This window comes from Citrobacter sp. R-1.5.2 (assembly GCF_035064245.1).
Lineage (GTDB): Bacteria > Pseudomonadota > Gammaproteobacteria > Enterobacterales > Enterobacteriaceae > Citrobacter.
This window is the reverse complement of record NZ_JASEYC010000031.1, coordinates 1-18502: the sequence shown is the minus strand read 5'-3', so window position 1 is coordinate 18502 and position 18502 is coordinate 1. Positions and strand designations below refer to the sequence as shown.

The window sequence follows — 18502 nt, the reverse complement described above, 5'->3', positions numbered from 1 at the left end:
AAAGCGTGCGTATTGCCTGAAAACACAACCCGCTACGGGGGAGACTTACCCGAAATCTGATTTATTCAACAAAGCCACATGGATCCCTAACTTCCGCTTCTTGCTCTTAGCGGACATTAGCATAGGCTATTTACCATAACGCCGCATTATGCGCAGACATAAAAAAGCCCGCAGGGCGGGCTTGATGCTATGGCATTGTTCTTGCGAGTCGAAACCAATACTGTGCCATCGTTTCGTCTTGCTCGACTCCCCACCCATGCTTATACATCTCACCAAGAGATGCCTGAGCCCCTGCATGATCTTGCTCAGCAGCCCGAATAAACCAATGGAAAGCCTGCCTGTCACTTTGCTCAACGCCCATACCGAGATGATACATCCAGCCAAGTTTAAATTGCGCACTACTATAGCCTTGCTTCGCGGCACAGAAAAACCATTCAACTGCAAGCCCATCATTTCTTAAATCAGAGAAAGCATACAGCCTTCCTAGATGAAACTGAGCCTCTGCATGACCTTGCAGAGCGGCCTTCTGATACCATTCAGACGCTTTTTGGACATGTTTATATCCACCTAACCCCAAATGATATACCCACCCAAGATTAAACTGGGCATCATCATGGCCTTGCTCCGCTGCAAGCTGAAACCAGTATATAGCCAGCTTATAATCCTGATGAACACCCAGCCCGCATGAGAATATCTTCCCCAAATAAAATCTAGCCTGACTATCTCCAGCAGTAGCCTGTGGTAACCAATGCTCAACAGAGAATGATTCCATAAAGGTCACCCCTTAATAGTGATCTGAATGTCATCCTCATTGACGCCAAAATGAAGTGCTAGACCAGCCTTAGCTTCTTTCAGGCTTAAAGGTCTATCGCTGACATCAACTTCTTCATACTCATCGTATTCGTCACCACTAGTCTGTTTTATTCCAGATACAATATGACCAACAGGTTTAAAATCGAGAGTATCAAGATCTATCCCCATATCCTCAAGGTTTCGGTAAGAAACCGGATTCCGGTTTCCATCCCATTGGTCAGGGATATCAATCTCAGCATAAGAATCAATGTTGATTATCCAACGCTTCTTGGGATGGTCTGGAATCCTGCTAATCCCAGAAATACGGCCAATCATAAAAGCATGGTGATGCTTTGCCTCCTGGGTTCCCCAATCAATCTTCGAGTTCTGAACGCAAACAACATACGAACATTTTCCTGCATGGGTTGCATTGAGTCTCCAGGCTTTGCTTCCACCTGTTTTTAAAATCTCAGTAATTCCACGAGCAGTAAGAACAGTAACACACTTAGTACCTGGCATTTGAACCACCTATAACATATTGAAAATCTAGTTTTAGATAATTTACGCTTTAATTAATATCAGTATATCACGTAGATATCAAGTAAAAACACAAATGACAATCAATTTTCTACATCAAGTACTACTGAAAGTGCTATTTATAAAGAAGGTTTTGTCATGCTTAATGGATTCAGATGGGTTATGCCATACGGAGATAAAGGATGATCTATACATGGATAGTTATTGCAGAATGGTATTTACCATAACGTCCCTTAGCAGTGTGATGGAGTGCAAACTGAATCGCCATGGGTTTAACAGACACCTCAGAGTCATTTAAGATGGCTTAAAGAGAGGTGCCCATGAGCGGTAAGCGTTATCCCGAAGAGTTTAAAATTGAAGCAGTCAAACAGGTTGTTGATCGCGGTTATTCTGTTGCCAGCGTTGCAACACGTCTCGATATCACCACCCACAGCCTTTACGCCTGGATAAAGAAGTACGGTCCGGATTCTTCCATTAATAAAGAACAGTCAGATGCTCAGGCCGAGATCCGCCGTCTCCAGAAAGAGCTGAAGCGGGTTACCGACGAACGGGACATATTAAAAAAAGCCGCTGTAGATTCAATTGGTCAACGCAACAGTCATGTGAAAACATGTAGTTGCGGAGGATTGTTGGATGAGACGGACATTTACAGCAAAGGAAAAAACATCTGTTTTTGAACTGTGGAAGAACGGAAAAGGCTTCAGTGAGATAGCTAATATCCTGGGCTCGAAACCAGGAACCATCTTCACGATGTTAAGAGATACTGGTGGCATAAAACCCAATGAGCGCAAGCGAGCTGTTGCTCACCTGACGCTGTCTGAGCGCGAGGAAATACGAGCCGGTCTGTCAGCTAAAATGAGCATTCGAGCCATCGCTACAATGCTGAATCGTAGCCCTTCGACAATCTCACGTGAAGTTCAGCGTAATCGTGGCAGGCGCTATTACAAAGCCGTTGATGCGAATAACCGGGCCAACAGAATGGCTAAAAGACCAAAACCATGCTTACTGGATCAGAATATGCCGTTGCGAGAGCTTGTTCTGGAAAAGCTTGAGATGAAGTGGTCCCCAGAGCAAATATCAGGATGGTTAAGGCGAGCGAAGCCGCGTCAAAAAACACTACGAATATCACCTGAGACAATTTATAAGACGCTTTACTTTCGTAGTCGTGAAGCGCTACACCACCTGAACGTACAGCATCTGCGCCGATCGCACAGCCTCCGTCATGGCCGGCGCCATACTCGCAAAGGTGAAAGAGGCACTATCAACATAGTGAACGGAACGCCAATCCACGAACGTTCCCGGCATATCGATAACAGACGCTCTCTGGGACACTGGGAAGGCGATTTAGTCTCGGGTACAAAAAACTCCCATATAGCCACACTTGTAGACCGAAAATCACGTTATACGATCATCCTGAGACTCAGGGGCAAAGACGCTTTATCAGTGAATCAGGCTCTTACAGATAAATTCCTGAGCTTACCTCCTGAACTCCGGCGATCACTGACATGGGACAGAGGAATGGAACTGGCCAGACATCTGGAATTTACTGGCAGCACAGGAGTTAAAGTTTACTTCTGCGATCCTCAGAGCCCCTGGCAGCGGGGAACAAACGAGAACACTAATGGGCTAATCCGACAGTACTTTCCCAAAAAGACATGCCTTGCCCAATATACTCAACATGAGCTGGATCAGGTTGCAGCTCAGCTAAACAACAGACCGAGAAAGACACTGAAGTTCAAAACACCTAAAGAGATAATTGAAAGGGGTGTTGCGTTGACAGATTGAATCTACAGCGGCGTACTTCGCAAAGCTGTCCGACTGAGGTACGCCTTTATCCGTGACAACACCTGTTGCTGGCCTGTTCGCCTGCTCTGTCGGGTGCTGGATGTACATCCCAGTGGTTTTTACGCCTGGCTTCAGCAGCCGCATTCACAACGCCACCAGGCAGACCTGAGACTGACAGGGCAGATTAAACAGTTCTGGCTGGAATCGGGATGCGTCTATGGTTATCGCAAAATCCATCTGGATCTGCGGGACAGCGGGCAACAGTGCGGAGTGAACAGAGTCTGGCGACTGATGAAACGTGTCGGGATAAAGGCTCAGGTCGGATACCGGAGCCCGCGGGCACGTAAAGGCGAGGCCAGTATCGTGTCGCCCAACAGGCTCCAGCGACAGTTCAATCCGGATGCTCCGGATGAGCGTTGGGTAACAGACATAACCTACATCAGGACCCACGAAGGCTGGCTGTATCTTGCCGTGGTTGTTGATCTGTTCTCACGCAAAATTATCGGCTGGTCCATGCAATCCCGGATGACAAAGGACATTGTCCTGAACGCTCTGCTAATGGCTGTATGGCGGCGTAATCCCCAAAAACAGGTGCTGGTTCATTCGGATCAGGGCAGTCAGTACACAAGCCATGAGTGGCAGTCGTTCCTGAAATCACACGGTCTGGAGGGCAGCATGAGCCGTCGCGGTAACTGCCATGATAATGCGGTTGCAGAAAGCTTTTTCCAGTTGCTGAAACGCGAACGGATAAAGAAAAAGATCTACGGAACGCGGGAAGAAGCCCGCAGCGATATTTTTGATTACATCGAAATGTTTTATAACAGTAAGCGTCGGCATGGTTCCAGCGATCAGATGTCACCGACAGAATATGAAAACCAGTATTATCAACGGCTCGGAAGTGTCTAGATTATCCGTGGCGATTCAAAGCATTAAATGGCGTGTGCCATCAAAAACACAAAAGTGGTTGGTTAGGTGTAACCGCGGATGGTTTTGAAGTCCTGATTGGCGGACATTGTGCAAGAAAATACTTTAAGGCTGATAAATCCTTTACCAATGAAAGAAACCGGGTTCGCAAAGAGATCGACAGAAAGAAGGCTCTTCATAAACTAAAGGACTATCGTGATAAATCACTGATTATGAATGAAGAACTATCTTATCTGCGGGCTACAATCATTAATACAAGAGTAATTTTAGATCAGATACTTAAATCATTTCCAAATGCAGTTTTGTCATTCATCACTACTGCGCAGAAGACTCATAGCTGGGATATCAAAATTGATGTCCTGCAAAAATTTAATGATGACAATAACCCCATATGGGTTACCAGTTCATTGGGCAATTTAAAGTCGCTACCTTATATGTATGAGGTCATTAGTTTGATGACCCAGGCAAAATCGCTCGCAGAAAAATTCTCCGAGGCCTGCAGCCTGAATCCAGAAGATTTATCGACACCAAAACTGAAACGGATCATTGAGACCCTGAACGACAAAGATGATCTGATAAAATCAGCTACATCTTTAAGCCAAGAAGTCACGCGATTCATTGATACCAAAAACTTAGAGCTACTTATCTTCGTATGCGACAACTACGAAGAGGAGTTCCTCGCAACCAGAGCAATTATGGCTATATCAGGAGCAAAAGTCTCAACTGATAGACATGTAAACCTGCGGTTACGTCGGATTAAGGACAAAACCACAAAACTCTTTGACGGAAAACTGATTAGAAAGAATCAGATAGTCGAGAAATTCCAGCGTAGCAAGGCATTCACTAGTTAGCTACTCCTTTCACCAATGACGGGTGCCATTCGGCATCCGTTATGATTTTAGCTGTGCCCACATCCGCTCATCACGAAACATTACATCGAGTGTACGGGCCGGATTTAGCCTATAGGTGCAACACCTGCAGTGCCACAATAACCAGTGTGCGTTCGTCTCCTGACAGTTCTTCAAGCTTCATACCGTTTCCTTCAGGCTAATGTTCATATTCATCCCCGCCCCTTTGGTTTTTTCTCGTCAAACGCCAGGAGAACCCCGAGGCCGATCAGCGAGGCGTAGAAGACCTGCATCGCAATTTTCACCGGCAGGGAGATATTATCAACCAGGACACCGGGAACCACGACGGCCACGCCTGCCAGTATCATTCCCCTGCCGGTCTTTTTGACCAGTTCCGACCACTGAGTTTCAGGCACGTTCTGGGTGCGCAGAAAATTATGAATGCACTGCTCTGCCTTCTGTTTAATCACTGACATGTTTTATTCTCCGAATACCCGTCGCATATTTTTCTTTATCCTGGTCGCTTCACCGGTTACCGGTGCGGCAGGCTCTGCTGGTTTCTCCGGTACTGCAGCTTTACTCACGTCAGCCGTACCGGCCATCTGCTGGATCTGAACCTGCAGCTCGCTGACCGAGCCAGGCGGCACCGGCATACTGGCCAGCAGACGCGGCAGCTCCTGTGCGGTCGTGTGCAGGGCCAGACCGGTGATAATCAGGTTTCTGAGCTGATCTCCACGCAGACGGGATGACACCCCCGTCTGCACACGCTCAACCCGTTCACTGCTCCGGTCATCCTGAAGCGTCAGGGTGTAACGCCGGCGCTGGTATTCCGTCTCCGGTGACATGGCCAGAGCCGCCACGGTACCATCAGACTCATCAGGAAGTCCTGCGAGTGAAGACCAGGTGCCAGATACCAGCGCCATCACGGCGCAAAGCCGGTGTGATGCTGAATGACTTCACCGGCTCCGGCGTTTCGCAGCTGCAGCTGTTCGACGAACGTCCGCCACGTCCTCATAACGCTGAACTGATGAAGTTTCTCGATGGCATTAATCATTCAGGTCTGGGACAGGTATGGTTTTCCGGACGAGGGATTGCGTTTGCATGGCAAATGAAACGCGAGATGCTCTCCCCTGCGTACACCACCCGCAGGAAAGTAAATCCCCATTGCGAGGATCAGTTAAACTTCGCTTTTCAGAATGAGTCAGTAGTGCTAGGCGCAGCCGAACGACAGGGCGAAGCCCGCGAGTGGGTGAAGAAGCACCAGGCAACAAAACGAACATAATCTCCTTACGCACTGTATATAGGAATTACATTCTCTGAATTTTGATTATGAAAGTAACAGCAGAATAGTGTGGGACCGTGGTCCCAGTTAACTCCGGAGTGTGGTGTCGACTATCCGGGCCGGGTTGCCGGGTGAAAGTTTTGACTCTCAGGACGGAAGTGGGACCGTGGTCCCAGTTAACTCCGGAGTATGGTGCCAACAATCCGGGCAGGGTTGGCGGGTAAGTTTTGACTCTCGGGGCGGAAATGGGACCGTGGTCCCAGTTAACTCCGGAGTGTGGTGTCAACATTCCGGGCCGGGTTACTGGGTGAGATCTGGTACGCATGTAGTAAGTGGTTCCGTGGCGCCTGATAGGAAAAAGTAACCGGAACTGGATCTTGAGATTGTGATAGCAATCAGGCAGAGAGAAGTAAACAGACCTGTTTAACAAAACTGAGGCTATAGTGCAGTGAATCGCTGCTCCGGAATAAATGTGTTCCGAAGCAGCAAGATAATAGAAATATCAGAAATTTAAGATGAGCTTACTAGCATCACCAGGCAGGCTAACCATGTTGTAAGTCGCGAAGTATGCTTTCTATCTTCTCGATACACTCGGCAGGCAAGCGTGATTTGTCGAGATTAAAAATGACCCTATCGCCTTTGTAAAGAGCTGTAGCTCCAGGTACAAACTGATGACGGGTACTGAGATTAACTTTTTTACCGGATGGCTCTTTAAGTACATCTGTTAGTAAACCGATAACTTCCTCGGGTTCAAATATAACCCCCGCTGTCTTTTGCTCATGAAGCTGCTGTGTCTGTTGCAATAGTAAAGCTTCTTTTCCTGAGAATGCCTTGTACAGCGCCTCACCAGAGCGGGCAGAAAGTTCACCGGGATGAGTAAAGAGGGCAACCACGGATTTTGGTAACAGGGACGTGTTTATGCAACGCGTGATAATTTTACGGGAAATATTTTCGGCTTCTGCCAGGGCAGAGACATTGCCGCTAAATTCATTTTCCAGCCTTAGTGCATAGCGCTTGCCCCGTTCATAAGCACTGACTGGGCGGTAATCATTACCCAACCTAGATAACGACATCATCTGTTCGTCATCGAGATCGCCCACGAGAACGCGATAATCCGATGATGTCATTATGGCGGCTTTACGGCGACGACTGCCATCTGCAATCTCAATTACACCTTCTATCCGTCGTCCGAACGCAGGCGTCTGCTGACCACTCAGGAGAAAAGAGGGGATCAGATCATCAAGCGCGTCTTCGGTCAGTAGTTCCTGATCACGTTCATTACCTGACCAGACTCTTGATGCCGTTTCAACACTCTCGCCCGGGATGGCTTCTAGAACAAATTTCACTTCCCGGCCACAAACCGGAAGCAGAATGGTATTCCCGCGGGCCATAGCTCCCACCCGTGCAATTAATGAATCAACCATTGGTGCAGCGGGTGCCGCTGACGGTTCAGTTTCGGGGCGGATGTCTTTTACGGTATGTTTTGGAATGACTGGTGCACGTTTCATTATCTGATCTCCCAGCGAGGTTTAATCAGACGATCAAAAATTTCATTACAGACAGGTTCCCAGATAGACAGCGCATTTCGCCAGGCTCCTGTAGATGAGCGCTGATCGATAGCCTGCTCAAACACCGTTCTCATACGGATCTGACCTTTACCGACTTCGTCGGTCTCGCGAACAACGTTTTTCAGTACCATGCTTCCCCAGGCATCGCGGATCTGTTCTTCCATCCAGGGTGACTGTGAGCCATTGTTATTGCTGTACTTGGTCAGAAGAATTCTGACGTCAGGTTCAAAACCCTGCAGGTCCACGTTTTTTAACAGATCGCGCAGCATGTCAAAAAACTGAAGGGCAGAGGTGTAATCAAATAACTCTGCTGGCGTTGGCACGATGAGTACATCAGCAGCACAAACGACATTGATGGTACCAATACCGAGGTTCGGTGCACTGTCGATAACAATAACATCATAATCATGAGCCACCGTTTCGATGGCCAGACGAAGCATCATATGAGGTTCTGTCGGCAGTTTCCCGTTGTCAAACCTTCCCATGAGCTCTGTCTCAATGCGATGCAGGGCCAGGCATGACGGAATGATGTCGAGACCCGGCCAGCAGGTGGGTTTGACGGCATAGGCTGCATCATCGCGCTCACCAAGATAAAATGGTAGCAGTGTGTCTTCGGCATGGATATGCAAATCAGGGACCCAGCCGTGGTACATGGAGGCTGTGCCCTGTGGATCGTTCCCTTCGACAAGCAGTACCCGCAGCCCTTTCAGCGCCAGATCCTGTGCCAGGTGGACAGATACCGATGTCTTATAGACACCCCCTTTATGTGCTGCCACCGCGATGACGGGCGGAACGCTGTCATCAGGACGGCGCAGACGGGTGCCAAATACATCCCGCATATGGTTAATTTGTTCAATGGTGTAGCCCACTCGCTGCTCCACACGTCCACGCATTTCCATATCAGGATGGGGAAGGCGTCCTGCTTTTTCTGCATCACGGATTGCCTGAGAAGAAACGCCAATCAGATCGGCGGCCTCACCCACACGCCAGCGACGGGTAATTTTCCTAGCTTCCGGGCTATCATCGTTAAACTGTGCAATCGCGATAGCTTTCGTCATTTCATGACCGGCAGTAATGCACTGGTCAAGCGTTTCCATCAGTCCCATTTTCTGTTCCTTGTTTTCAACTTTGCATTAATCTATTAAATCTTGATGAAAGGCGCAAAGCAACATTAAAATTGCAAACCATCTTAAAAATTGCAAAGCTGATCAAAATGTAGCCGTATTCAGTTTAGCATCCGCCTGAAGGTTGCCGCATGCTGCAGTCAATATCATCCGCTCGCCGCAGAAAGCGTGCGCACGCATGCGCATGCGTCGAGGAAGCGGAATTACTGTGTGCTAACAGGGTGTGGCTAACGCTCTGAAGCTAACGAAGATCCACCGGATGGATCTGAATGGTGAGGAATTGACTACAGTATGCAGATTATTGACTGCGGTATGAAGCAGAACAGGAATAGAGAAGGGTAATGAAATGTATTTTTCTGCATATCACAGTCAAGATTATTGCCTTTCAGGGTGTTGTATTACCGGGTTGTTGTACCAGGATTCATATTGTGTCACGTCAGTCGTCCATATGTACGAGATGCTGGCAGTTATTCCATATTTCGATCCAATAATTGATCCTTAAGGAGATCATGGTGAGATCAAAAAGAGATCCCCGGATCGTGCAGCGCCCCGCTACGCCTGAGCCCGGAGACTGTCTTCATTAACTGTGGTGTGTGGTATGTTGACTGTTGTGTGCAGGATCACCTATTGCGGTATGCAATTGTATTAACTGGGGTATGTATTTCCGTTGACTGTGATATGCGTATATACTTTCCTTTGTGGATGATCGCGGGTTAATAAAATGGCTATGGAAAATAATGAGTTACCCCTGAATCTTCAGGAGGTCAACAAGACAACGGGCGAAGTTGTTAAGCTGGATGTCAACAGCGCCAGTACTGTTCAGCCTGTTGCACTCATGAGGCTTGGTCTGTTCGTTCCTACACTGAAATCGACCTCCAGGAGTAAGACGAACCGCAAAAACGTCACGGATGCGACTGAGGAGCTCGTACAGCTGTCCATTGCCCGGAGTGAAGGGTATACCGATGTCAGGATCACCGGATCGCGCCTCGATATGGATACGGACTTCAAAGTCTGGCTTGGGATCATCCGTTCAATGTATGATTTTGGCGTCAAGGATGACACGCTCAAGCTGTCTTTTGTTGAGTTCGTTAAAATGTGTGGCTTTGACTCCCGGCGCTCTAACAAGAAAATGCGCGACAGGATCAGCAACTCCCTATTCAAGCTGGCATCCGTAACCCTCAAGTTTCAGAGTGAAACGAAAGGGTGGACTACGCACCTAGTTCAGTCTGCCTATTACGACATCACTGCTGATGTCGTGGAGATCAGGGCAGAGCCCAAGCTATTTGAGCTTTATCAGATGGATAGACGGGTCTTGTTGCGTCTGAAGGCCATCGATGCCCTGCAGCGCAAGGAGTCCGCACAGGCACTCTATACCTACATCGAAAGCCTGCCGCAGAATCCGGCCCCAATCTCCATGAAGCGTATGCGAGATAGACTCAACCTGACATCTAACATCTACACGCAGAACCACACGGTGCGCAAAGCTATGGCGCAGTTGAAGGATATCGGCTATCTGGATTACACCGAATTCAAACGCGGCCGGGCCACCTACTTTAGCGTGCATTACCGTAATCCGAAACTCATCAGTAGCAAGGTCGTTGTTCCCCGTGAGCCGGAAGAGGAAGTACCTGAGCAGAACTATGACGAAGTGATTAAAGCCCTGAAGGCTGCAGGTATTGATCCTCAGAAACTGGCAAAGGCGCTCGGCAGCGTGAAACCGGAAAATGACTGAGGTATGCCGTTTTAGGGTTTGTTGACTGTGGTATGCGTTCTGCATACCACAGTCAATTTATACTGATTCATCATCCCATTTAGGTTTTGCCTGCCTTGACTGCGATATGCGGATACGCCTACCGGGATATTGATATTGACTGCGGTGTGTGGAAGAGCGGGCAGTCTGCTGAACATCTTCACTGCGATATGTTTCCCTTCATCACTCAGTCAATATTGTGCGTCAGGCCGGATGTCCTGAGCCCGGTAATTTCATAAAGGGTCTTAGCCCGTCGAGATCAAAGTATTCCGAGTCAGCGTCCGGGATTCACCGATCCGCACACCGGTGTTCCTGAAAGTGGAGAACATCATGTAATGGCGAAGATCCGGCATATAGAAGAGCAGAGCTTTCACTTCGGATGCGAGGAGGTACGCCAGAGGAGCACCGGTTAAGGTGGCCATCTCGTCCCAGTCCTCAACATTATCTTGGTCAGTACGTACACGCCAGACGTTCTGCGAGGAACGCCAGATGGTAATCACCTTCCCGCTATATGAAATCAATTCGCGGTATTGTGGCGAATGCTCCTTGAACCACATTTTCGGATTTGAACCTGGTTTACTGGTCAGATACTCATACACACATAACAACGTTCCAAAAATGTTCTGCGGGACGTCACAGACCTCGCATGACTGGCATGCCCATATTTTCGTTATAGTCATAATAAATTTCCTTATTATTTGATGGCTATTAGTTCTATTTATTTATCACTCATGAGACATTCCATTGCCCGCATGAAGTGAATAGCCAGATAACAGTCACCATCCGTAATTACCTGGCGCAGCGTTCCTACACTTCCGAAAAATCCATAGTAGAAAAGTTTCCGGAAGCGATGATGAACAGATTAACAGGATTTACTCGTCAGGTCGGTCTGATGCGGGGAGGATGAAATTTATCTAACCAATTAAAGTGTAGCACATTTTTAATTTTCGTTTCACAAATCTGCGCAGAAAATCGCCGTGATCCGGAACTACCGCTTTTCGGATCTACACGGTGGGAAACGCGTAATTGATATGATTTTATAACAATACAAACAAAATCATACTAGGTATGATATTTATCACTTTACTATCAATCATATCTGATATGATTTGAACTAAAATAGCAATAAAAATTCTTAGTATGATTTATTATATAACCACACATCATCAAACGGAGCGTGCAGGATGGATCAGGAAGTGACGTTTTCACTCAGCTATGAGCAGCTGTTGCAGGAAGCCGAGGAGTCGATACAGAAATGTGATCTCAACAAGGAAGGCCCTTACTATCCTCAGGAGCTGAGTAAAGCAACGGACTTCCTGCATTTCTGGCACAGGCTGGTGAATCGTGGCTATTCAGGCGTGGGAGATTATGAACGCATTGAGGCCGACTGGCAGCGCCTGCACACCCTCGTCTTTAGGATAGAGGACTGACATCGTGACAACGGTGAACGTCCGCCGTCCGTCACCGCTGCAGCGGCGCGTGCTGATTGTGCTGGCAGGTCTTGAGCACAATGACATTACCTGTGTCCGTACCCGGGACCTGGAACATCTGCTGGAGCAGGGTGGGGACGCCCCGGTGTACGGACCGAACCTGCGTGCCTCCTGCCGGCGCATGGAAGCCTCGGGCTGGCTGCGCACGCTACGTGCGCCGAATCTGCAGCTGGCTGTCGAGCTGACGGACAGTGGACGGGCAATCGCCGTCCCCCTGCTGGCCGCCGAACGCGAACGAGTGCAGACTGAGCAGCGCGCGACGGTGGTCCGGGTCCTGCCCCTGGTCCGGCTAAAGCCGGTGTATGCGTCCGACACATTCGGTGACGACCGCCCGGTGGAGCTGAGTGATCGCTGGCATCTGGCGTGCCGGGGAGACTACGTTATCCGTCTTGACGGCACCACCTGCCTGCAGCTGTGGACCTCTGCCGGGCAGGTGACGCGCCTCGAAAGCGACCCCCTGCAGGTGGCGGAGTGGTTACAGGCCTGTCACGATGCCGGCATTGATATCCGCCTGCAGATCAACGAAAGCACCGCGTTGGAACAGGGTACACCTTCACTGAAAGGGGCTGAGTTTCCCGGCGGACAGGCTTCATCCACGACAGTAACCTGGTACCAGCACCTGCTCAGGGCACTGCGACAATACGATGTGAAGGGGTTATCCGCAACAAACCCGGAGCACCTTAAAGCAGTGAAGCCAGGCTGGCGTAATAAGGAACAACCGTTACAGGAGCGTTTCCTGGCGCTGGCAAAAGCCGTGGAGGGGACTCCTGATGCCCTTCGCTCGGATCGGTATGAAGAAGATACCGGCCATTTGATGACACCGATGCTGGCCGGATTCAGGTTTACGCCGGATCAGGCTTCCCGCCTCACCCGCCTTATCCGCTGGCCGCTGATGAGTCAGGAAGAATTTGACCGGCGCGAACTGAACAGCCTGCTGGACGATATCTAGGCCTGATTTCGGCAAAAATACCGTAATAGGACCAGGCTGCTTTATGTAAGCGGTACGGCTTTACTGGATCAGTCTAAACCAGTTTTATTCATCTTTTACTTCGAACAATTCTTCAACAGATTTTGTCGGGTAGAAGAGCGAATTACTGTTTTCTTCTTTTAACTGTATAAAACCCAGGCGAAGGTAGAATTTTTTGGCGTTGTCGTTCAGCGCTTCCACGAACATTCCGTGTATACCCACAGCCTGCGAGGCCTGATACACGACTTTCATAGCATGGGTAACAAGTGTTTCTCCATATCCCTGGTGATGAATGCTTTTATCAATTGCCAGACGGCCTAAAGTCACGCTCGGCACATTTTTGTAGGGGACGCGCTTTTGTTGCGTTTTGCTGGGTAGAAGTGTTTTCTCAAAGCAGCTGCCAGACAGCGTGTAGTACCCCATAACACGTGGTTTATCCTCTCTCGTCACGAGCAGATAGCCACGCAAAATCTTACTGTTGTGCTGGCGTTTCAGATGGTCAGTAAGAAAAGTATTCAGATACTCTTCTCCACAATCGAAGTTGCTTAATTCATATTCAACTTCCTCTGAAAAAATCTCAATCCTTAAACCGTCCATTTATTACTCCAGTTCCCGGAGACGGTTAGCGGCGCGTTTCAGCCGGTCATTCGGTACTGGCGGATTAGTGATTGCATCCATAACCAGGTTCCAGGACTCCTCATTGAGGAGCAGACGACGGTGCTGGTCAATAACTTCTGCAGCGCGTTCTGAGGCGGTACTGACCATGAACTGCGAAATTGACTGGTTAGTCATTGCTGCAGCTTCTTCGATCATGTGTTTGTCGTCTTCATTTAATCTCAGGTCAATGCGCTGCTTTTTCAGTGCTGACATGGTTTTTCTCCCAGGCCACTCTTTAATCTGAAAGAGCGGACTGTTTTGTTAAGTTCGGGACTTAAGGCGATAGCATGTACGGAGGTATGCCGTACAAATATAATAGTGTTATGGTATGCAGGTTTCAACCACAAGTTAGCTATGGATCTAGGCACAGCACGTAAAGGTACAGAGAAATGAATCGCCATGGGTTTAACAGACACCTCAGAATCATTTATGGACTACCCCCACAACAGTGGACAAATTCTGTCCTCACGACGGAGGCCTGTTCGAAGGCCTCCGGACTGACGCCACCGAGATGACTGTGGCGCCGGGCCCGGTTGTAGAACACTTCAATGTAATCGAAGATATCCGCCCGGGCCAGATCCCGGGTTTTGTATATTCTCTTCCTGATACGTTCTTTTTTCAGTGAACTGAAGAACGATTCGGCCACCGCATTATCCCAGCAATTGCCACGCCGGCTCATACTCGGAGCCAGGTTATTGGCCCGGCAGAAGCGCTGCCAGTCGTCACTGCCATACTGGCTACCTTGATCGCTATTTACGATGACCTCGCCGTCCGGTTTTCGCCGCCAGACCGCCATCATCAGTGCATCCAGCGCCAGTTCGCGTGAGAGAGTGGGCTTCATCGACCAGCCCACCACGTTACGGGCGAAGAGCTCGATAACCACCGCCAGATACAGCCAGCCCTGCCAGGTGCGGAGTAGAGTAAGAGGCAGGGCGTAGTCGGACTATTTCCCTGCCTCTCCTCCCCGAACCGGACGTGCACCTTTCAGCGCATCCGGCTCTCCATTTAAATGCTGGCGAACGCCATTGCCACTTCTGTAAAGCGCGATGTATACGTGTTTCTGGTCTCCGTCCTCAGATAGGGATTACCTTCGGGTAGCCGCCAGCGGAACAGCTTCTTGCCTTGCCCCACCAACCGGTACAGTATTTCGCCGCTGAGCTTGCCGTGATTGGTTTTACCAAATAAAACCCACGTTTTGCTCTGACCCGGTTTCGGTGATTTACACCACCACCTCATCAGGGAAGCGATACCTGTACGGTATTTGCGGGCCAGCCAGTGAGCCAGCTTCCAGAACACGACACGGTCGATATAACTGAAGACTTTGGCCTTAAAATCAACGAACTTATAGAACATGGCCCAGCCTTTCAGTTTTCGGTTGAGTTGTTCAGCCATATCGACTTTGCTTTCACTGTAGTTGCCTGATAACAGTGCTGTCAGCGATGCGGCGAAGTTTCTGGCTTTCTCCGTTGAGACCACTCGCATCTCGCCATAACGACTGCGTTTGCGAATGATCCTGTGCCCCAGAAAGATAAAGCCGTCATTAACATGGGTGATTTTAGTCTTATCCATGTTCAGCCTGAGTTTCAGACTGCCTTCGAGCACACCCCGACACTCCTCCCTGATGGCTTCCGCCTGTGCTTTGGTGCCTTTGACGATGAGGACAAAATCATCGGCATAGCGGCAGTACGCCACCGCGGGTTTCCACTGCCAGTTTTCTCTGACCGCCGTACTTCGGCCCCGTTGGATACTGTTATTCCAGTACCACCGATCTTTTCTGGCTTTCCCGCTCAGGTAGCGCTCATGCAGGTATTGATCGAACTCATTCAGCATGATGTTCGATAATAGCGGCGATATAACACCGCCCTGTGGCACACCTTCACTGGCCGCCCGAAAGAGACCGACATCGATATGTCCCGCCTTGATGGTTTTCCACAGCAGAGTCATGAAACGTGCGTCACTGATCCTGCGGCGTACAGCCTTCATCAGCAGTCGATGATGTACGGTGTCGAAGTAACTGGACAGGTCGCCTTCAATCACCCAGCGTCCCCGGGTTTCACCGCAGTCTGTGAGCTGTAATTTCACCGTGCGGATCGCGTGGTGGACACTGCGCTCAGGCCGGAAGCCATATGAGAGCGTATGAAAATCACTCTCCCATATCGGCTCCATCGCCATCAGCATGGCCCGCTGAACAATACGATCCCGCAACGCGGGGATACCCAGTGGTCGCAGTTTGCCGTTGCTTTTAGGGATGTAAACCCGTCTGGCGGGCAAGGGCTGGTAGTGGCCTGAGAGTAATTCATCCCTGAGGATTTGCAGCTCAACAGCCAGTCTGGCCTGTAGCATTGTTTTGTTCACGCCATCAACGCCGGGGGTATGCGCCCCCTTTGATGAAAGCGTGATCCGCGCCGCTTCAGCCAGCCATTCTGGTTGTGTTATCAGACGCAGCAGCCGTTGAATCCGTAGGGACGGATCGGTGGCTGCCCATGTGGCAAGCTTGCGTTGCATTTCGCTGATTATCAAAGGTCTTCACCTCGTTAGGTCAGTTAATTCACGTCGCAAACACATTCAAACTGCTTCCCTTCGCCATGTAATGGGCTTTCCCCATCGCGGACTACTACGGAAGCTCCGCCAGCCAGCGCGTCATCGGAGCCATGCCCCCTTAACATCCGTCGCTGACCTTCCCCGGTTTACCTGCCTGGAGTCAGGCATACTGAGGAGGCTGCCCGTCGCACTCTTTATCCTTGCTTGCCGCAAGTTGGCAGAAGTCAGCAACGCAAGCGTGATAGACGCTGCTGCCCCGGTGTTTCGCATACATGTCAAAACACCTTCGACCGGCAGTGCTTACGTATCACTGCCAGTTCCTCCTGCACGGCCTGTCAGATCACGTAGGCCGTGGTGACGTTTTCAACCCACAGAGGCGGATTAACGGGTTCATGTTCTTCAGCCTTTCAGTACTTAACCTTGAGGATCATCTCGGCTTAGTGATCTCGCCTCAATCCCCGTTGTCAGCGGGTTACATCACCCTGCGGGCATGCCGCAGGTCACTGCCGCTCAGGTTCTCCACCGTCACACCCGGTGGGATTGTTGGGGTTCTCATCGTGAGTTACCGGTTCAATATTCCAGACAGACTCGCGGTTCATTTAAGCATCCATGCCCGCCCTGAACTCCGGGCACACTATAAGTAATGTCGGTGACCCAGACCTGATTGGCCCGGACAACAGTAAACTGCCGCTGCACGCGATTAGGGGCAACCACTGAAGGTCTGCCAGCGATACGACGCGGCGCTTTATAGCCGCGCACGGCTTTAATCCGGTTCAGTTGCATAATACGGCCCACCCGGTTTTTACCGCAGGTTTCCCCGATTTCGTTCAGGTCGCCATGAACCCGCCGGTAACCGTATACGCCTCCGCTCAGTGAATAGGAGTCACGGATAAGCGTCAGCAGACGCTGATTATCTTTATCACGTGCCGAGACCGGGTTATGCAGCCACGCGTAGAACCCGGCCCGGGCGACATCCAGTACCCGACACATTGTCATCACACCCCATACAGTGCGGTGCTCATTGATAAAGCGGTACTTCAGTCGGGCTCCCTTGCAAAGTACCGCGCGGCCTTTTTCAGGATATCCCGTTCTTCTTCGGTACGTTTTAGCTGTGCCCGTAGTTTCAGGATCTCGCTTTTGGCTTCCAGTAAATCCCGGGCATGCTGCTCGCTGTTATCCGGTTTGATAGCCCGTAGCCACTTGTAGAGGCTGTGGGCAGAAACGCCCAGACGGTCAGATACTTCGGCAACGGAATAACCGCGTTCCGTTATCTGTCGGACGGCTTCTTCCTTAAATTCAGGTGTAAATCGTGGTGTGCCCATATGCTCCCCCTATGCTCAAACTATAGGGCAGGATCGTCTACCGGGGTGGGGTCAGTCCAACTATAGGGCAGATTTGTCTACGGGCTCGGGGGCACTCCACACCTTTAATCAGGTGGCCAAATTTACTGTGCCACTACAGTCGAACAATCACATAGAGCGATAAAATCAGACACTTCAGGACAGATTCATCCAAGAAACCGCCTCAAAGACATCAGCAGTGTCGAGGGCGTCAATTCCTTGCTGGATATTCTTATATCGGATTCCAATCGGTCGCTTAACAGACCAGTATAATTCTTGAAAGGCTTGTATTTTCCAAACGTGGAAATCCGAAAAGGTTTAGATGATATCAAGTCCAGCCCGGAATCTCAGTGAGATAAAAGGATATGATTGTCTGATACCTGATACTGACCATTTCACGGACAGAAACTGAGTAACAGTTCATATAGACAATTCCTTAACAAAAATGAGGCATATTTACCCCCTTATTTGTCGTTTCGTTCATGACAATAGACGCTATCCTACTGGAACCCTGACGTACACAGAACCAGGATACTATTATTCGACCATTTTTCCCCCGTGAGGAATGGTCTTTTTTTCATTAACTTGCCATTACCCCGATGAATTTGAAGCCCAGAATACCGGTGCATTAAGTCCTAAAAATAACGATTACCTACACATACCTCACATTTGTTACATTGCACAACAATTAAGCAACGTGGCTATCTGAACCATAAGCTGGTATGATATTTGCACACTGATGAATACATAACATCAGACAGTTTATTGAAGCGGTCCGGGGGATGTCGCCGGACCGCTTTTTTTATTTGAAGGTATTATTGGTAATGACTCTAACTTACTGATAGTGTTTTATGTTCAGATAATGCCCGATGACCTTGTCATGCAGCTCCACCGATT

At 49.4% G+C, this 18502-nt stretch carries 14 protein-coding genes and 7 pseudogenes; 8 read left to right on the top strand and 13 right to left on the bottom strand.

Features of this window, described 5'->3' with window-relative positions:
* Positions 1-187 precede the first annotated feature (187 nt).
* Complete coding sequence (locus tag QMN38_RS25545; RefSeq protein WP_323606346.1) at positions 188-772, bottom strand: tetratricopeptide repeat protein; 585 nt, start codon at positions 770-772, stop codon at positions 188-190.
* Positions 773-777: 5 nt separating this feature from the next.
* The gene (locus QMN38_RS25540; protein WP_015059152.1) at positions 778-1311 is read right to left on the bottom strand and encodes a hypothetical protein; all 534 of its coding nucleotides are present in this window, start codon (positions 1309-1311) and stop codon (positions 778-780) included.
* Positions 1312-1649: 338 nt separating this feature from the next.
* On the opposite strand from QMN38_RS25540, the pseudogene QMN38_RS25535 reads away from it, so the two are divergent.
* From QMN38_RS25535 to QMN38_RS25520, 4 genes and pseudogenes are all read left to right on the top strand, one after another.
* Positions 1650-1898 (top strand): annotated as a pseudogene (locus QMN38_RS25535) (transposase); the annotation flags it as partial.
* A 64-nt stretch (positions 1899-1962) separates the two neighbouring features.
* Positions 1963-3114, top strand: a complete 1152-nt coding sequence (locus QMN38_RS25530; RefSeq protein WP_191249251.1) for an IS30-like element IS30H family transposase — start codon at positions 1963-1965, stop codon at positions 3112-3114.
* Between the two features lie 12 nt (positions 3115-3126).
* Positions 3127-4020: pseudogene (locus QMN38_RS25525) on the top strand (IS3 family transposase); the annotation flags it as partial.
* A gap of 32 nt (positions 4021-4052) precedes the next feature.
* Positions 4053-4889 carry a hypothetical protein gene (locus QMN38_RS25520; RefSeq protein ID WP_104652392.1) on the top strand — a complete coding sequence of 279 codons (837 nt, stop codon included), beginning with the start codon at positions 4053-4055 and terminating at the stop codon, positions 4887-4889.
* 209 nt (positions 4890-5098) lie between these two features.
* Here the strand turns inward: QMN38_RS25520 and QMN38_RS25515 are convergent, their stop codons facing one another.
* Positions 5099-5362 carry a hypothetical protein gene (locus QMN38_RS25515; protein WP_323606342.1) on the bottom strand — a complete coding sequence of 88 codons (264 nt, stop codon included), beginning with the start codon at positions 5360-5362 and terminating at the stop codon, positions 5099-5101.
* Between the two features lie 3 nt (positions 5363-5365).
* Positions 5366-5824: pseudogene (locus tag QMN38_RS25510) on the bottom strand (plasmid partitioning/stability family protein); the annotation flags it as partial.
* Between QMN38_RS25510 and QMN38_RS25505 the strand changes: the two are divergent.
* Positions 5818-6067 (top strand): annotated as a pseudogene (locus tag QMN38_RS25505) (DUF4113 domain-containing protein); the annotation flags it as partial. The pseudogenes QMN38_RS25510 and QMN38_RS25505 overlap by 7 nt on opposite strands.
* Before the next feature lie 643 nt (positions 6068-6710).
* On the opposite strand, the gene QMN38_RS25500 reads toward QMN38_RS25505, so the two are convergent.
* The gene (locus QMN38_RS25500; RefSeq protein ID WP_063161596.1) at positions 6711-7676 is read right to left on the bottom strand and encodes a ParB/RepB/Spo0J family plasmid partition protein; all 966 of its coding nucleotides are present in this window, start codon (positions 7674-7676) and stop codon (positions 6711-6713) included.
* Positions 7676-8842, bottom strand: a complete 1167-nt coding sequence (gene sopA, locus QMN38_RS25495; protein ID WP_045325857.1) for a plasmid-partitioning protein SopA — start codon at positions 8840-8842, stop codon at positions 7676-7678. Before sopA ends, QMN38_RS25500 begins: the two co-directional genes overlap by 1 nt.
* A gap of 739 nt (positions 8843-9581) precedes the next feature.
* Between sopA and QMN38_RS25490 the strand changes: the two genes are divergently transcribed.
* Positions 9582-10592 (top strand): RepB family plasmid replication initiator protein, encoded by a 1011-nt coding sequence (locus QMN38_RS25490; protein ID WP_063161595.1) that lies wholly within the window; start codon positions 9582-9584, stop codon positions 10590-10592.
* Between the two features lie 246 nt (positions 10593-10838).
* Here the strand turns inward: QMN38_RS25490 and QMN38_RS25485 are convergent.
* Positions 10839-11032: pseudogene (locus QMN38_RS25485) on the bottom strand (tyrosine-type recombinase/integrase); the annotation flags it as partial.
* 762 nt (positions 11033-11794) lie between these two features.
* Here QMN38_RS25485 and QMN38_RS25480 point away from each other — a divergent pair.
* Positions 11795-12040 carry a hypothetical protein gene (locus QMN38_RS25480; RefSeq protein ID WP_048213821.1) on the top strand — a complete coding sequence of 82 codons (246 nt, stop codon included), beginning with the start codon at positions 11795-11797 and terminating at the stop codon, positions 12038-12040.
* A gap of 4 nt (positions 12041-12044) precedes the next feature.
* Positions 12045-13049: a hypothetical protein gene (locus QMN38_RS25475; protein ID WP_323606338.1), complete on the top strand. Its 1005-nt coding sequence runs from the start codon at positions 12045-12047 to the stop codon at positions 13047-13049.
* Between the two features lie 84 nt (positions 13050-13133).
* On the opposite strand, the gene QMN38_RS25470 is transcribed toward QMN38_RS25475, so the two are convergent.
* The 6 genes and pseudogenes from QMN38_RS25470 to QMN38_RS27110 form a co-directional block, all read right to left on the bottom strand.
* Positions 13134-13664: a GNAT family N-acetyltransferase gene (locus QMN38_RS25470; RefSeq protein WP_048213819.1), complete on the bottom strand. Its 531-nt coding sequence runs from the start codon at positions 13662-13664 to the stop codon at positions 13134-13136.
* A 3-nt stretch (positions 13665-13667) separates the two neighbouring features.
* Positions 13668-13937 carry a type II toxin-antitoxin system TacA family antitoxin gene (locus tag QMN38_RS25465; protein ID WP_048213818.1) on the bottom strand — a complete coding sequence of 90 codons (270 nt, stop codon included), beginning with the start codon at positions 13935-13937 and terminating at the stop codon, positions 13668-13670.
* A 214-nt stretch (positions 13938-14151) separates the two neighbouring features.
* A pseudogene (locus tag QMN38_RS25460) lies at positions 14152-14649 on the bottom strand (IS3 family transposase); the annotation flags it as partial.
* Positions 14650-14729: 80 nt separating this feature from the next.
* Positions 14730-16229 carry a group II intron reverse transcriptase/maturase gene (gene ltrA / locus QMN38_RS25455; protein ID WP_048213817.1) on the bottom strand — a complete coding sequence of 500 codons (1500 nt, stop codon included), beginning with the start codon at positions 16227-16229 and terminating at the stop codon, positions 14730-14732.
* Positions 16230-16901: 672 nt separating this feature from the next.
* Positions 16902-17587 (bottom strand): annotated as a pseudogene (locus QMN38_RS25450) (IS3 family transposase); the annotation flags it as partial.
* An 853-nt stretch (positions 17588-18440) separates the two neighbouring features.
* The coding region (locus tag QMN38_RS27110) for an IS1 family transposase (RefSeq protein ID WP_071528444.1) at positions 18441-18502 on the bottom strand (62 nt) is incomplete at its 5' end.

Excerpts from the sequence above, each read along its gene's own strand:
- ltrA (WP_048213817.1), bottom strand. The coding sequence starts at position 16,229 with ATGCAACGCAAGCTTGCCACATGGGCAGCCACCGATCCGTCCCTACGG.
- QMN38_RS25545 (WP_323606346.1), bottom strand. The coding sequence starts at position 772 with ATGGAATCATTCTCTGTTGAGCATTGGTTACCACAGGCTACTGCTGGA.
- QMN38_RS25540 (WP_015059152.1), bottom strand. The coding sequence starts at position 1,311 with ATGCCAGGTACTAAGTGTGTTACTGTTCTTACTGCTCGTGGAATTACT.
- QMN38_RS25500 (WP_063161596.1), bottom strand. The coding sequence starts at position 7,676 with ATGAAACGTGCACCAGTCATTCCAAAACATACCGTAAAAGACATCCGC.
- QMN38_RS25515 (WP_323606342.1), bottom strand. The coding sequence starts at position 5,362 with ATGTCAGTGATTAAACAGAAGGCAGAGCAGTGCATTCATAATTTTCTG.
- QMN38_RS25465 (WP_048213818.1), bottom strand. The coding sequence starts at position 13,937 with ATGTCAGCACTGAAAAAGCAGCGCATTGACCTGAGATTAAATGAAGAC.
- QMN38_RS25480 (WP_048213821.1), top strand. The coding sequence starts at position 11,795 with ATGGATCAGGAAGTGACGTTTTCACTCAGCTATGAGCAGCTGTTGCAG.
- QMN38_RS25530 (WP_191249251.1), top strand. The coding sequence starts at position 1,963 with ATGAGACGGACATTTACAGCAAAGGAAAAAACATCTGTTTTTGAACTG.
- sopA (WP_045325857.1), bottom strand. The coding sequence starts at position 8,842 with ATGGGACTGATGGAAACGCTTGACCAGTGCATTACTGCCGGTCATGAA.
- QMN38_RS25490 (WP_063161595.1), top strand. The coding sequence starts at position 9,582 with ATGGCTATGGAAAATAATGAGTTACCCCTGAATCTTCAGGAGGTCAAC.
- QMN38_RS25470 (WP_048213819.1), bottom strand. The coding sequence starts at position 13,664 with ATGGACGGTTTAAGGATTGAGATTTTTTCAGAGGAAGTTGAATATGAA.